Genomic DNA, 15,545 nt, shown 5'->3' on the forward strand with positions numbered 1-15,545 from the left:
TGACAATAGCGGAGGGGTCACACCTGTTCCCATGCCGAACACAGAAGTTAAGCCCTCCAGCGCTGATGGTACTTGGACGGTGACGTCCTGGGAGAGTAGGTCGTTGCGGGATTTTTTTTATTTTTTGGAGAAAAATCAGGTAGAAGTAGAGAGGATGATCTTCTACCTTTTTTATTACTTTTTTCTATAGAAAATATTTATTAAAACAAATATCCTATAGCCTTTAACAATTGGATTATTATTTAGAGATATGTTAATCTAATCATGCTAGCGATCAATGTAAATGTAGGTGTAGCAAGGATTAGAGAAGATAAAGTTTAGAGACTTTAAAAGATTGGGGGTGTGATATGAAGCAGAGAAAGCCTTACTCTATTATGATCATTAGAATATTTATTATTGGATTTTTTCTTGTATTTTGGGAATGGGCTGCTCAAGCTAAAATTTATAATTCTTTATTTACTAGTTTTCCAAGCGATATTTTAAAAGATTTAGTAAAGTTTTATACCAGTGGGGATTTGGTAAGACACACATCGGTTACTTTACAAGAAGCTTTTATGGGATTATTTTATGGTACAATTGCAGGAATTATAGCGGGGCTACTTTTAGCACAACTTGAAAGTTTAGGGAAAATTCTTTTACCTATCATTACGGCTATTCATGGAATTCCTCAGCTTACTTTGGCACCTGTTTATGTTTTATGGTTTGGCCTAGGTATGATTTCAAAAATCTTTCTTGCTGGACTTATGGTCTTTTTTCATGTGTTTTTCGCTACATATTCAGGTATTCAAAATGTAGAACCTAAACTTATTGAGTCAGCTAATTTACTAGGAGCGGGAAAAATTCAAACTCTAATCTATGTGGTACTGCCTTCTAGTATGCCATGGATTCTGTCAGGCATTCGAATAGGAGTAGGTTCTAGTTTAGTGGGAGCTATAATTGGGGAATACATAGGAGCGTCAGCAGGTTTTGGTTGGATGATAGCCTATGCAACCTCGTTTTTTAATATTGCTCGTGTTATGTCCTGCATACTGATTTTACTTGTAGTGGGCAGTATTTTAAATTTCATTTTGGATAAGACTGAGAATTATCTACTTCGTTGGAGAGCACCCATTAATTTATCTATTAATCATGACAATGCATATAAGAATACATAAAACATATTAAAGGGGAGATATATGAATGAAAAAAATATCAAAAGGAATTATTATTGTTAGCTTAATAGGCTTACTTTTGACAGGATGTTCATCCCAGGCAACTAATCAGCAAAACGAAGAAGAACTAGAAAAAATTATTATTTCAGAAATGCGAGGAGAATCCTGGCTTCCTGTATATTTAGCTGAAGAACTAGGATATTTTGAAGAAGAAGGATTAGCTACAGAATTTGTAGTTTATAAGGATGGTCCTATAGCATTTCAAGGTATGCATGCGGGAGATTCACAATTTTGTATGCTTTCCACTGAACCAGTTTTGCGAGCTTATGAAGAGGGATTGGAATCTACAATTATTCTCCCTACGGTAAAAAGCAAGCAATACATGTTTGCATCTAATTCAGAGATTACCAGTATTGAACAATTAAAAGGGAAAGCTATTTTTGGTGGAATGCCTGGTTCAGCGCCTTATTCTTTTGTTGCATCTGCCTTAGAAGAAGCAGGGATGACAGTAAATGATGTAGAGTGGATCAATATGGAATATGGAGCTGCTTTAGCAGCTTTGGAACAAGGCAGTCTTTCAGCTGCTTTTTTCGATGGAATATATATTAATAAGTTAGAAGATATTAATGCAAATATTTTGATTAATACCAGTGATCCAGAAAAACATAAGGAAATCTATGGTACTGAACGCTATGAGTCTCAAATGGTTACTGTTACGAAAAAGTTTGCGCAGGAAAACCCAGAAACTGTTCAGAAATTTGTCAATGCGGTTATGAAAGCCATCCAATGGCAGACAGAGCATAGCGACGAGGAAGTTGCTAGAGTGGTAGCCCCTATGTTTGAGGGGAAAGACATGGTTGAGATAATTGGGATATTAAGAAGCTCCTTAACTACAGATGGAAATTATTCAAAAGAAGGGTATGAAGCCATTGAAAAATTTTGTGTAGAACAAGGAATTTTAGAAAGCCCTGTGGGATATGAAAATATTATTGATATGAAATATGTAAATCACGCCCTGGAAGTAATAAGTAAAAATTCTAAATAATTTTTACTTATTACTAGACAAGTAGGTCGAGGAGATAACTATGGAATATATCGTTTTTCAAGATGTTGAAAAGTATTATGGGGAAAATTATATATTAAAAAAAATTAATTTGTCTATTAAACAGGGGGAGTTTGTTACCTTGTTGGGAGCTTCAGGATGTGGAAAGAGTACTTTATTAAGATGTTTTGCAGGGTTGGAACAGGAAAGCAAGGGTAAAATTTTTTTAGAAGGAAAAGAAATTACCCATATGAATCCAAGGGATCGAAATGTGGGGATGATTTTTCAACAATATAGTCTATTCCCCAATTTAAATCTTTATCACAACATTGCCTTTGGTTTAAAAATGAAAAAGTTAGAAAAGCATGTCATACATGAGCGAGTGATGCAGGCCATTGATATGATTGAACTTAAGGGTAAAGAAAAAAAATATCCTTCTCAGCTTTCAGGGGGAGAACAGCAAAGGGTAGCTCTAGCTAGATGCATTGTAACACGACCTAAAGTACTTCTTTTAGATGAACCTTTAAGTGCTATTGATGCAAAGCTTCGTAAATCCCTCCAATTAAGAATTAAAGAGATCCATAAGGAACTGGGAATGACCTCTATTTTTGTGACCCATGATCAAGACGAAGCAATGACTATGTCAGATACTATTCATTTAATGAGGGATGGAGTAATAGAACAATCAGGAGATCCTTTTCAGCTCTATAGTCATCCCAAAAATAGTTTTGCTGCCAGTTTTATTGGAAACTATAACTTTGTTCCAGGGGGAATGTTTTCTAAGCTAATTCATGAAAACTATACTGAGGCCAAACATATAGTTATTTCTCCTGAACTAATTGAAATTTCCCCTAATCAGTATCAAAGAGATAAAGAATATTATATTTTGCAGGGGAAGATTGAAAAGATTCTCCCCCAAGGTAATATTATTCGATATACCCTTAGAGTAGAGGATATTCTATTAGATGCAGATATTTTAAATGATAGAAGAGAGATTTATCAGATCGGGCAAGAAGTCTTCATAAGAATAAAAAGAATATCTATATTGATCTATAAATGATGTATTTTATAAGGGAAGTGGTCTAATGAAAAGAAGTAGGAAGATTATATTGCTTTGTCATTGCTTACTAAATGCAAATTCTAAGGTAGAAGGATTAAGTCAATATAAAGGAATATTTAAAGAAGTTATAGATATTATTGGTGAAAAAAATATAGGTGTTATTCAACTCCCCTGCCCAGAGATGGTCATATATGGCATTAAAAGATGGGGTCATGTAAAGGAGCAATTTGATACCCTTTTTTATAGAAGTAACTGCAGAAAAATGCTAGAGTCTATTATTGGCCAAGTAAAAAGCTATATAGATACAGGTTATGAAATAGTAGGGGTAATTGGTATTGATGGTAGTCCAAGCTGTGGTGTGAAGGTAACTTGTTCAGGGGATTGGGAAAATGATGATTCTTCTAAGGATGATATAACCCATACCTTAAAGGATGCAAAGGAAATAAAAAGTTCAGGGGTATTTATAGAGGAATTAAGGGAGTATTTACGTCAATATCATATTCAAATCCCCTTTATAGGTATTAATGAAAAAGATGTCTATAGCTCCTTAAAAGATATTCAAGAGTTTTTAAATAAAGAATAATCAAATTTGTTTTATTTACTAATGATAAAAAATAAGGCAGTTTAGAAAGGATATCCTTTCTAAACTGCCTTTAAATTGCCCAAAAATAATTTTTGAAACCTATTCATAGATTGTCAATATTCTTATGTTTTGGTTTATTCCTTTTGGTCAAGTCCTTAACCGATTTAAATTATTTTTATATAAATATCTTATATCATAATATTTTTATTATAAGAAAAATCAATTGGACTAATATCATAGAATGAGATAACGTTGTTTTTAGATTAACAAATATATATATGATTATTTTATATTCATTAGAAGGGGGTATCGCCTTGTTAAGAAAGAAAAAGAAGTTGTTTTATATTTTTAACATCTGTATATTTTGTGTTTCACTTCTTGCTGGTTGTAATTCAGGAAATACAAGTCAAGAAGCTAGTAAGGAAAAGGACATCCCTACAATAAATATGGCTTGGGACTTTGATCTTCATGGAGCGGTTATGTTGTCCGCAGCAATTAAGGGAGAAGATTTTAAAGATTCCGGAATTTGGCTGAAACCTATTATTGAAAAAGAACAATATGGATTATATAAAGATGGAAATCAAATAGCTATTGTCAATACCATTGTAACAAAAGGAAGTTCTGAGTCTGCTGTAATGCTTGGTCAGAAACAATTGGATTGTGCTTTAAATTCTGTTACGGGCATGTTATCTGCTAAGGACCAAGGTACAGATATTAAAGTATTGAGTCCTATACATGTGGATGGAATTGGTTTGGTATTTCCTAAAGGTACAGATTTACATAGTTGGGGAGAGGTAGAAAACTATATTAAAGGATTAGAAAATCCTCTAAGAATTGGTTATCATTCTCCTACAAGTGCTCCCAGAGTTGTTATTGAAACAGCACTTAAACAAGCAAATATTAAAGTAACTGAAGATCCAAATGATAGGAATGCAGAGGTATTGTTAGTAGATTTAAAAGGTTCTAAAAACTTATTGTCAGCTTTTACAGGAGATCAAGTAGATGCATGGGTTGCTCCTTCTCACTATCCAGAGGCAGCAGAAGCTGAAGGAATTGGTTCCATTGCTTTAAATTTAAATCAATTTCCACCAGAAGGACAATGGTATGATTTTCCTTGTTGTGTATTAGCAGCAAGGGGAGATGTATTAGAAAAACATCCAGAAGTATTTGATGCTCTTGTAGATTTATTTACATATAGTGCAAAATGGTGTACAGAGAATAAAGAAGAGGCCTCAACCATTTTAGCAGATATTATCGGGGTGCCAAAAGAGGCAGTGAGTGCAGCAACAATAGTATATACTACCCAAGTTTCTGATAAATGGGAAGAGGGTGTAGAGCTTTACTATGATTTATTACAAGATTTAGGTAAATTTGATGGTGATTTACAAGGTGGAAGTTTTAAAGACATTAAAGAAGACTTTTTCTACTTTGATTTTATCAACAATTAATTACTTTATTAAATAATATAGACAAAAATAGAAAAATTCTGGATAGATTTTACCAGGATTTTTCTATTTAAAAAAGGAGATAAAAGTGAAAAAAAATCTTTTTAAATTTATTCAGCCTACTATAGGACCTTTAATTTTTTTATTACTGTGGATATATGGAGCAAAAATCATTGATAATCGATTAATATTACCAGAATTCACTTCCGTCATAAAACATTTTCTTACTCCTCATAAAAATATGATTGGTCTTGGTTCTTTAATAATTAATATACTTATTAGTATTATAAGAGTATTATTAGGATATTTTATCGCTTTAGTCATTGCATTACCCTTAGGGGTGATTATGGGGTATAACAAAAAAGTTAATCAGTTGATTAATCCTCTCATAGGATTATTTAGGCCCATTCCTCCCCTGGCATGGGTTCCATTGGTGCTGGCTTGGTTTGGTGTGACTAGTCTAGCTACTATATTTGGTTTAAAGCAAGGAACTTGGTATGTATATTTAAATAACTTTAAAGTATCCATGATGTTCATTATTTTTCTGGGCTCTTTTTTCCCCATTATTACCAGCGCAATCCATGGTATTACTCAGGTACCAAAAACCTTAATAGAGTCGGCCAAGGTTTTAGGGGCTAATCAAAGAGATATCTTCTTTAAAATTTTAATTCCTGCTGCTGCCCCTACTATTTTAAATGGCATGCGAATAGGATTGGGCAGTGCATGGACTAGTCTTGTATCAGCTGAAATGATGCCGGGAAGTTTATCTGGAGTAGGGTATTTAATTACCCATGCCTATGAGTTGGCAAAAATAGATATTGTTATGACAGGTATGATAAGCATTGGTGTTATAGGATTTTTATTGGACTATAGTATTCGATTCATTGAAAGGAAAAAATTTGTCTGGAGTAATAATCAAAAGGTAGTAAATTGAAGAAGATAATTTCAAATAATCCAAGGAGTAATTTAAATGGAAAAAGAAAATACTTGTTTAAAAATTGAAAATCTTAGTAAGGAATTTGTGTCAGGAAGCGGTAGAAAAGTTCAGGCTCTGGAAAATGTAAATATTGAAATAGAAGAAAATGACTTTGTATGTATTGTAGGGCCTTCAGGATGTGGAAAATCAACATTACTTAGGATAATAGCGGGTTTGGAACATTCTACTACAGGTAAAGCTTTTTATTATGGTAAAGAAATAAAAAAGCCTACCCGAGATATAGGAATGATATTTCAGCAATATTCTTTATTACCCTGGAAAACAGTGGAGGAAAATATAATATTAGGACTAGAATTTAGAAGAGAACCTAAAACAATAAAAAAGAAGATTGCTACAAAATATTTAGAAATGATTGGAATGAGTGACTTTCACAATGCCTATCCTTTTGAATTATCGGGAGGAATGCAACAAAGAGTAGCTATTGCTAGGGGATTAGCCAATGATCCTATAGTATTGTTAATGGATGAACCTTTTGGAGCTTTAGATGCTCATACTCGTATACTTATGCAAAGAGAATTGCTTTATATATGGGAAAAAAATCGTAAAACCATTTTGTTTATCACTCACAGTGTAGACGAGGCAATTTATTTAGCAGATAAGATTATTGTCATGTCCCATAGACCAGGAAAAGTTAAAGAAATTATAAATATAGATAAACCGAGACCAAGAGATAGAGCAGAGGAATACTATGGAAGATTGTCAAATGAGATATTAAATATGTTAGAAGAAAAAAGCCCATCATTATCCATATAATAATGATAGTGAAAGGATGGAAAGATCATGTATACTTGTACAAATTGTGTCTTGCAGGGGTGCTCAAGGGGGAAAATGGATGAATCCTTACCCCATTGTCCCAGCAAAGAAAAAGAAATCCAAGAAAAAGCTAAAAAACTTTTTCTAGAAGAAGAAAATATTAAAATAGCGTATAATGCAGCTCTTATCGAAGCAGAAGGATACGGACAAATGACCAGGGTAGAAGAAATTATAGCCTTTGCAAAAAAATGTGAGTATAAAAAAATAGGATTAGTGTTTTGCATAGGTCTGTTTAAAGAAGCAAAAACATTTCAAAATTTATTGACGTATCATGATTTCGAAGTGATTTCTGTTTTATGTAAAAATGGAGGAATTGAAAAAAATTATCTAGGTCTTGATGAAGAGGAAAAAATTCCTGGAGAATGCGATGAAATTATGTGCAACCCCATAGGTCAAGCGTTATTACTCAATCAGCAGAAAACAGATTTTAATGTGATATTAGGTTTATGTGTAGGACATGATACATTGGTCATGAAATACTTAGAGGCTCCTATGACTACTCTTGCAGTAAAAGATAGAGTTACTGGTCACAATCCTTTAGCTACAATTTATCTTTCGCAAGGATATTATCAAAAAAAGTTATATCAAAAAGAAGGATAAAATAATAGTAAAAAATAAGTTGGGTACAAGGGTGGACATAGGTCCACCTTATTTTGTTATTTTCCTATTATTATGTATAATGAAGGCAAAGAGACAGTGGGAGAATATGATAATATAGGGATGAAGAAATGGATGGGGCTGAAAGAAGAGAAAGACTACATTTTATCATAAAGCAAAGAACTCAGTCTATTAAGAGTATAGATTTAGCCAAAAACTTGGTATAAATGGGCAGGTTATTGTCCGGGCAGCTGGTGAAAGTATACTGTTTGCTCCTCAAGACGATCTATTTCTTTACAGCTACGAAATATTAGAAAGACTATTGCTTGTCGTCATAAACCAGAGGAAAGGATAGAAGAGTTAATAATTATGGGGGAGGTAGAAGCTAAAGTATTGATTGTCACTGTAGAAAAACCGGTATAAGGATGAGAAATTTTAAGAGAAGAATAATTTAGTAATAAAAAGAAAGGGAGGATTCAATGAATCAAGGCAAAAAAGGTCAAAGAAAATCCATTGGTATTATTATTCTTATTGTCTTTATGATTTTGGCAACTCTTACTAGTACTATAGGATTTATTATTGATTATAAATGGTTTTCAGAAGTAGGCTATACCCAGGTATTTTTAAAGGAAATCCTAACAAAGAGTAAAATTGGCATACCAGCTTTTTTTATCATCTCTCTTCTCCTATATTTTTATTTTAGGACTTTAAAAAAGTTATACAATAAAAACATGATGATATTTCAATCCAAGGAACAGAATAAAAAAGAAAATAGATGGCTACTTATCGCTTCAGCTCTATTATCTATTATTATTTCCAGTTTAATTACTTCGAATTTGTGGTATAAAATATTGGAGTTTTTTCAATCCTCAGATTTTCATGTTACAGATCCTGTATTTAAAAAAGATATGTCCTTTTACGTATTTAAGTTACCTTTATTGGAACAAATATACTCTACAGGTTTAGTGATCTTATTATTACTTGCTATTGTTACCCTTGCGTATTTCTTTATTATGTTAATCGTCAAAGGAAAACAAAAAATATTTAGACCAGAGGAAGAAAATAAAATCAATTTTAAAGAGACCTATCATCAATTTATTTCTCTGGCTTCTAGACAATTAGGGGTAGTCTTAGGAGTATTTTTCTTATTTTTGGCATTTGGATACGTTTTGAGAAGTTATACTCTCTTATACTCTTCAAGGGGCATTGTTTTTGGTGCAAGCTATATAGATTTAAAAGTTATCCTATGGCTTTATCGTATTTCTGCGATAATTGCACTAATCTCTGCGGTTTTACTTGTTATAGCAGGATATAGAAAAAAAATAAAATTAGCTTTAGTAGGCCCAGTGCTAATGATTGCCATTACCATTCTAGGGAATATTGTAGCTATGGGAATGGAAAACTTTATTGTTTCTCCCAATGAATTAGCCAAAGAAAAACCCTATATCATCAATCATATTGAATATACGCAAAAAGCCTATGGGTTGGATCAAATTGAAGAAAAAGAATTTTCTGTACAGCAAAATATTACGCCAGAAAGCCTTGAGGAAAATAGCATTACCATAAACAATATCCCTATTAATGACTATAGACCTACCCTTTCTATGTATAATTCTTTGCAGGGCTTTAGAAGATACTATGAATTCCATGATGTGGATATTGATCGTTATAATATCGATGGAGAATATACGCAAGTCTTTTTATCGGCTAGGGAACTTAATCAAAATAAAATAGATGAGAGTTCAAGAACATGGATTAATAAATATCTTAAATATACCCATGGTTTTGGAGCAGCGGTTTCTCCAGTCAATGAAGTCAATGAGGTAGGACAGCCAGAATTATTAGTCAAAGATATCCCTCCTCAAACCCAAACAGAGCTAGAAATCACAGAGCCTAGAATATATTTTGGGGAATTGACTAATGATTATGCCATTACCAATACAAAAGCAAAGGAATTTGATTATCCCGAGGGGGATGATAATAAAGAAAATGTCTATGATGGTAATGCAGGTATTCCTTTAAATTTTATCAATAGAACTCTTTTTGCTATAAATAAAGGTAGCCTAAGAATTATGTTGTCTAACGATATTACTTCAGATAGTAAAATACTCATCAATAGAAATATTGTGGATAGAGTGCAGAAGATAGCTCCCTTCTTTAGCTATGATGAGGATCCTTATTTAGTCATTGAAGATGGAAAACTTTATTGGATTATGGATGGTTTTACTACCAGCAATCGCTATGCCTATTCTCAGCCCATGGGCAAGGGAAATTCTTATAACTACATCAGAAACTCGGTCAAGGTGGTTGTGGATGCTTACAATGGAGATACTACCTTCTATCAAGTCAATAAAGATGATCCTATAGCCTCTACCTATGGCAAGATATATCCTGGATTATTAAAGGATATAGAAGAAATGCCAGAAGGAATTAGGAAGCATATCCGATATTCCCAAGCTTTATTTGATGTGCAAAGCGAAATTTATAGAACCTATCATATGGAAAATCCGAATGTATTCTACAATAGAGAAGATGTATGGGAAATAGCCAATCAAAAATATGGAAAAGAACAAGAAGAAATCGTAGAATCAGCCTATATTGTCATGAAACTTCCCGATAGAGAAGAAGAAGAATTTGTACTTATGGTGCCCTATACCCCAAGGGAAAAGGACAATATGATATCTTGGATGGCAGGATTAAACGATGGAGAAGATTATGGAAAATTGGTAATATACAAATTCCCAAAACAAAAACTTGTTTATGGCCCTATGCAAATAGAAAAACGGATTGATCAAGATCCCAATATTTCCAAGGAACTTACTCTACTTGATCAACAGGGATCCAATGTGTTAAGAGGCAATCTCTTGACCATACCCGTAGATGATTCCCTAATCTTTGTGGAACCTATCTATATAGAATCTACAGGTAGTGAAAGAAATTTACCTGAAGTAAAAAGAGTCATTGTATCCTATGAAAATAAAATCGTCATGGCGGAAACTCTACAAGGTGCTTTGGATCAAATATTTGGGTTAAGTGAAGACCAAGACCAGGATCAGGAACAAGAGAACATTACGGACGAGACACCTATTGGTCAAGGCCAAGCTTCAGATTTAGTAAAAAGGGCCAATAATTTATTTGAACAAGCTGAAAATGCCCAAAGACAAGGGAATTGGGCAGAGTACGGCGAGTTAATTCAGAAGTTGCAGGATACCCTAAAACAATTGGAAAAATCCATAGGTGAAAATACAGAGGGAGATAGCAATCTCTAAATAATAGAAGAAAAATTATCATAAAAAAGATGGCCTAGGCCATCTTTTTTATGATATAAGAAAATTCATCTTGCTAGCAAGGGGCTAAACTTGCTCATATCTCTAGAGTAGTTTGTTGCTCTTCCTGCTATAATAAAGAAAAAAGTAGTCAGATAAAAAATGAACTTTTTGTCTGTATAGATACTCTTATAGGTAGAGGAGGGAGAGGGTTGGAGGAAATATTTTTAGTGAAAAAAGCAAAGGCCGGTGACAAGGAAGCTTTAGTGTCATTAATTATGGCAAAGAAAAGTGAATATTACAAACTGGCCTATATCTATATGAAAAATTCAGAAGATAGTTTAGATGCTTTAGAAGATATGATTGTAATTCTATATCAAAAAATAAACACTTTAAAAAAAGAAGAGGCCTTTTATCCATGGAGTAAGAAAATACTGGTTTCCTGTTGTCTAAGAAAAATAAGAAGAGAAAAGAAGATCATTTTAGTGGATAATTGGGAGCAAAAGGATGATAGGAATCATTATCATTCCAAAGAACAACAAATAGATATAGAGAAGGAATTAAATAAATTAAGTCCAAAACACCAAGAAGCCATTAGATTAAAATATTATTTAGATATGGATTATCAAACCATATCTAAAATAACAAATACTTCCCTAGGCACAGTAAAATCTAGAGTATTTTACGCCCTAAAGAAACTCAAGGAAAGTTTTGGAGGTGAATATTAAGTGAAGGAAATAGAGGATTTATTGAGAGAGAAAAAAGAAGAACTAGAGGCTTTAGAGATGCCAGAGGATATGGAAGAGAGATTATCTCAAATTCTAGATAAAGAAAAGAGAAAAAGATTTCCTCGGCAGAGAATAGCCATTGTTGCCTGTCTAATCATAACCATTCTCTTTAGCTATAATTATGAAGTTTTAGCTGACTATGGGAAAAAAATACTAGGTTACGATACCGTGATGTCCCAAACCTTGCAGGATTTAAATGAATTAGGCAAGGGGCAGGAAATAGGAAAAAAAGTCACTTTTAAAAATGAAGTGGAATTGACTCTAGATGGCATTATGGTGGATGATAATCAATTGCTAGTCTTCTATAGAATAAGGGATCCAAGAGCTAAGGATGGGGACACTTCCTTTAGCATGATTCCAACAATAAGAGGATTATTTAAGGAATATACACCGAGTTCAGGCCAGGGAGAATTCAAGGAGGATCAACATGAACTGATTATGGTACACTCCTTTGAGCCTCTAGACTTTTATGAACAAAATCTAAAATTTCAAGGAAACTTTGAAAGTAACGGACAATTTGAGGAGTTTAGTATTCCCTTCTCTCTAGATCGTCGTAAAGCCATGGGCCATAGCATAAAGCAAAAGATTAATAAAAAAATAAACTTAGATAATCAAGAGGTCTATCTTAAAAATATTATTGCCACCGAAACCCAAACTTTAGTAAAAGGTTCTCTGGGTAGCCCTTTGGATTTATTTCGGGAACAACTACTAGGAGAGCAAGTAAGGCCAGAGATAAATTTTAATCTTATTGCCGACGGTAAAATTATGGAACCATTAGGCAGTGGGTTGAGTACATCCATGAAGGGGATTGAAGTGGAACACCGTTTTGATGCATTGCCCAAAAATCTTAAGGAATTAAAACTACAAATAAAAAACCTAAGGGTAGATAAAAAAATAGATGAAATTGTAGAGATTAAAAGAGGAGAAAAAAAGAAAATAGAAATAGAGGGACAGAAAATTGAAATTTTACACATAGAAAATTCCATAGAGGGTAGAACTGAAGTAACCATTGAAAGCCAAGAAGATGTATTGTTACCAGGAATTGAATTAATCATAGATGGTCAGGCTACCCAACTTGAAATGACCCACAGCGAAGAATATAGAAAAACCAATCAAGCTATTGTCAAAAAAAGAATCCTATCCTTTAAAGGCACAGGAGAGGAGCTTCAATTAAAGCTTAAGCATATTCATTATGAAAAAGAATTTAATGAAATCATAGATATCCCCATAAGATAACTTATGGGGTTGTGTATTTTATTCAAGATGCATCTTTTTCAATAGGCGATATTCCCATAAATTATCTTATGGATATCAGACTTAGAACATATCACGTCAAGGACAGGAGATGCTCTTATTTATTTTACAATAGGAGAGTTCGTTTTAGTAAGGGACTAAACTTTCTTCCTTAGCAATTCTTCAGAGGTTCTATGTTCTAATTCATAAGCTTTTTTAGCAATATCATTGCGATGGATGATGCCTTTATCGATGAGTACTTCAATCATACTGGCAATAGCCAAGGTATTTTTATAATCAATTTCCTTTAAATCTGCAATTTGTCCAAAAATTTCTAACTTAGTCAACTTTATTCCCCCCTTACAATCTTTCTATAAAGATTATGAACAAAAAATAAAAAAATATACTTCAAATAGGGATAAAAATGAAAAATAATGGAAAGATAAGGATTACAGTTGGCAATATGTTGCAATATGCAGCTATTCAGTATATAATGATATAAAATTAAGACATTTAGATCTATGAAGGGAAATAGTAAAAGAGTGTTTTTTTCAGAGAGTCGGTGGAAGGTGAAAACCGATAAAAAGGTTCTTTGAATCCGTCCTGGAGATTTTAGCGAAATAAGTTAAAGGTGTAAGACTCCTTATGGTCTGTTGAAGTGAATTGGCATATAGCCAATTAATTTGGGTGGCAACGCGGGAATAGCTCTCGTCCCTTTTATTAGGGATGGGAGTTTTTTTATTATCTTTAATAAAAATAATAATTTATAATAAAGAGAGGAGTAAAGAAATGTTAGATCTAAAGAGAATACGAAATAATTTTGAGGAAGTAAAGGCCGGACTCTCCAAAAGAGGGGAAGACTATGATTTAGAAGGCTTACTTCAATTGGATGAAAAAAGAAGAGACATTTTAGTTGAAGTAGAGCAGCTGAAAAACAAACAAAATACAGTGTCAAAGGAGATTCCAAAACGTAAAAAAGCTGGAGAAGATGTAGCCGCTGTTATGCAGGAAATGAAGGAATTATCCCAAAAAATTAAAGATCTAGATGGGAATTTAAAGGAGGTAGAAGGAGAAATCCACAATAGACTTTTGACTATTCCCAATGTGCCCCATCCAGATGTGCCTGTAGGGGATACCGATGAGGATAATGCAGAAGAGAGAACATGGGGGGAGCCAACTACGTTTGACTTTGACTTTAAAGCCCATTGGGATATAGGAACAAATCTAGGAATTTTAGATTTTGAGACAGCAGGCAAAGTTACTGGTTCTCGATTTACCTTTTATAAAGGACTAGGAGCTAGACTAGAAAGAGCCCTAATCAACTTTATGTTGGATTTACATGTAGATCATCATGACTATAAAGAAGTATTACCTCCCTATATGGTGCATAGAAGAAGTATGGTAGGTACGGGTCAACTGCCCAAATTTGAAGAGGACGCTTTTAAAGTAACCAATGAGGATTATTTCCTTATTCCAACAGCAGAGGTACCCGTTACCAATATGTATAGAGAGGATATCCTAGATGGTGGATTACTACCCATCAAACACGTAGCCTATAGTGCATGCTTTAGAGCAGAGGCAGGATCAGCCGGTAGAGATACTAGGGGACTTATTCGTCAACATCAATTTAACAAAGTAGAGTTGGTAAAGTTTGTTCACCCTGAAAAATCCTACGAAGAACTAGAAAAACTCACGAGAGATGCAGAAGAAGTGTTGAAATTATTAGGCCTTCCTTATCGAGTAGTGAGAATCTGTACAGGGGATCTAGGCTTTACGGCAGCAAAAAAATATGATCTTGAAGTATGGATGCCTAGCTATAATCGCTATGTGGAGATCTCTTCCTGCAGTAATTTTGAAGATTTCCAAGCTAGAAGGGCTAATATAAGATTCCGTCCGGATTCTAAAGAAAAAGCTCAATTTGTACACACACTAAACGGTTCTGGAGTTGCTGTCGGAAGAACCGTGGCAGCCATTTTAGAAAACTATCAACAACCAGACGGAAGTGTAATTATTCCAGAAAAATTAAGACCTTATATGGGCGGAAGAGAAAAAATAGAAAAATAACAAACCAATGGGGAGTGATCATCAAAAATGACAGTCCCCATTTTCCCATTCATAATTGTAAAATGAGCATCATAATGATAAAATAAGAATATAGTGAATAAAAAATGTAAGGAAAGAAGGAATAATTTTGGAAGACCCGCCGTTACCCCAGAATATTTTTCGATTCATAGAAACAAAAAAGAATATTCTTATGGCTGTATTAATTAGGATATTGGTACAATCATCTCTTATAGCAAGTATTCAATATAAGATGGACTTAAAGAAATGGAGTACCCAGTTCTATAGAGTATTATTAAAAAAAGGCAACACCTTAAAGGAAATAAATAATCCCATAGAAAAAGTCTACAGATCGGATAAGGATATCATTAAAAAACTTGCTTTAATGATACTGGTTTGTTGTGGGCTTTTTTGCTATCTTGAAATAGATAAGGAAATAAAAATAAAGAGCAATAGATTCTTATTAGTCATCCATGGACCCCCAATGATTTGTTGAATATATTTAGAAT

At 33.5% G+C, this 15,545-nt stretch carries 14 protein-coding genes, 1 rRNA gene and 1 other annotated feature; of the genes, 14 read left to right on the plus strand and 1 reads right to left on the minus strand.

From position 1 onward, the window contains the following. From rrf to NSA47_RS13290, 12 genes are all read left to right on the plus strand, one after another. Window positions 1-112, plus strand: a 5S ribosomal RNA gene (gene rrf / locus NSA47_RS13235); the annotation flags it as partial. Window positions 113-347: 235 nt separating this feature from the next. Beyond that, window positions 348-1,154, plus strand: coding sequence for an ABC transporter permease (locus tag NSA47_RS13240; RefSeq protein ID WP_257532753.1), 807 nt, complete (start codon window positions 348-350; stop codon window positions 1,152-1,154). 25 nt (window positions 1,155-1,179) lie between these two features. Then, window positions 1,180-2,196, plus strand: a complete 1,017-nt coding sequence (locus tag NSA47_RS13245) for an ABC transporter substrate-binding protein (RefSeq protein WP_257532754.1) — start codon at window positions 1,180-1,182, stop codon at window positions 2,194-2,196. A gap of 40 nt (window positions 2,197-2,236) precedes the next feature. Further along, window positions 2,237-3,253, plus strand: a complete 1,017-nt coding sequence (locus NSA47_RS13250; RefSeq protein WP_257532756.1) for an ABC transporter ATP-binding protein — start codon at window positions 2,237-2,239, stop codon at window positions 3,251-3,253. 25 nt (window positions 3,254-3,278) lie between these two features. Further along, window positions 3,279-3,836 carry a CD3072 family TudS-related putative desulfidase gene (locus NSA47_RS13255; protein ID WP_257532758.1) on the plus strand — a complete coding sequence of 186 codons (558 nt, stop codon included), beginning with the start codon at window positions 3,279-3,281 and terminating at the stop codon, window positions 3,834-3,836. Between the two features lie 314 nt (window positions 3,837-4,150). Further along, the gene (locus NSA47_RS13260; RefSeq protein ID WP_257532760.1) at window positions 4,151-5,284 is read left to right on the plus strand and encodes an ABC transporter substrate-binding protein; all 1,134 of its coding nucleotides are present in this window, start codon (window positions 4,151-4,153) and stop codon (window positions 5,282-5,284) included. Window positions 5,285-5,369: 85 nt separating this feature from the next. Then, window positions 5,370-6,215 carry an ABC transporter permease gene (locus tag NSA47_RS13265; RefSeq protein WP_257532762.1) on the plus strand — a complete coding sequence of 282 codons (846 nt, stop codon included), beginning with the start codon at window positions 5,370-5,372 and terminating at the stop codon, window positions 6,213-6,215. A 36-nt stretch (window positions 6,216-6,251) separates the two neighbouring features. Then, window positions 6,252-7,031 carry an ABC transporter ATP-binding protein gene (locus NSA47_RS13270; RefSeq protein WP_257532764.1) on the plus strand — a complete coding sequence of 260 codons (780 nt, stop codon included), beginning with the start codon at window positions 6,252-6,254 and terminating at the stop codon, window positions 7,029-7,031. Between the two features lie 75 nt (window positions 7,032-7,106). Beyond that, window positions 7,107-7,691 carry a DUF1847 domain-containing protein gene (locus NSA47_RS13275; RefSeq protein WP_506323682.1) on the plus strand — a complete coding sequence of 195 codons (585 nt, stop codon included), beginning with the start codon at window positions 7,107-7,109 and terminating at the stop codon, window positions 7,689-7,691. Window positions 7,692-8,167: 476 nt separating this feature from the next. Continuing rightward, window positions 8,168-10,957 (plus strand): UPF0182 family membrane protein, encoded by a 2,790-nt coding sequence (locus tag NSA47_RS13280; RefSeq protein WP_257532768.1) that lies wholly within the window; start codon window positions 8,168-8,170, stop codon window positions 10,955-10,957. 209 nt (window positions 10,958-11,166) lie between these two features. Further along, window positions 11,167-11,682 (plus strand): RNA polymerase sigma factor, encoded by a 516-nt coding sequence (locus NSA47_RS13285; RefSeq protein ID WP_257532770.1) that lies wholly within the window; start codon window positions 11,167-11,169, stop codon window positions 11,680-11,682. Continuing rightward, complete coding sequence (locus NSA47_RS13290) at window positions 11,683-12,978, plus strand: DUF4179 domain-containing protein (protein WP_257532772.1); 1,296 nt, start codon at window positions 11,683-11,685, stop codon at window positions 12,976-12,978. A gap of 155 nt (window positions 12,979-13,133) precedes the next feature. Here the strand turns inward: NSA47_RS13290 and NSA47_RS13295 are convergent, their stop codons facing one another. After that, window positions 13,134-13,322, minus strand: a complete 189-nt coding sequence (locus tag NSA47_RS13295; protein WP_257532774.1) for a hypothetical protein — start codon at window positions 13,320-13,322, stop codon at window positions 13,134-13,136. Window positions 13,323-13,487: 165 nt separating this feature from the next. Continuing rightward, window positions 13,488-13,694, plus strand: a binding site (T-box leader). 70 nt (window positions 13,695-13,764) lie between these two features. Here NSA47_RS13295 and serS point away from each other — a divergent pair. Then, entirely contained in the window at window positions 13,765-15,039 is a 1,275-nt protein-coding gene (gene serS / locus NSA47_RS13300) for a serine--tRNA ligase (RefSeq protein ID WP_257532775.1), read from the plus strand. A gap of 127 nt (window positions 15,040-15,166) precedes the next feature. Next, the gene (locus tag NSA47_RS13305; RefSeq protein ID WP_257532777.1) at window positions 15,167-15,532 is read left to right on the plus strand and encodes a hypothetical protein; all 366 of its coding nucleotides are present in this window, start codon (window positions 15,167-15,169) and stop codon (window positions 15,530-15,532) included. Window positions 15,533-15,545: the final 13 nt, after the last annotated feature.

Source organism: Irregularibacter muris (genome assembly GCF_024622505.1).
Taxonomy (GTDB): Bacteria; Bacillota; Clostridia; order Eubacteriales; family Garciellaceae; genus Irregularibacter; species Irregularibacter muris.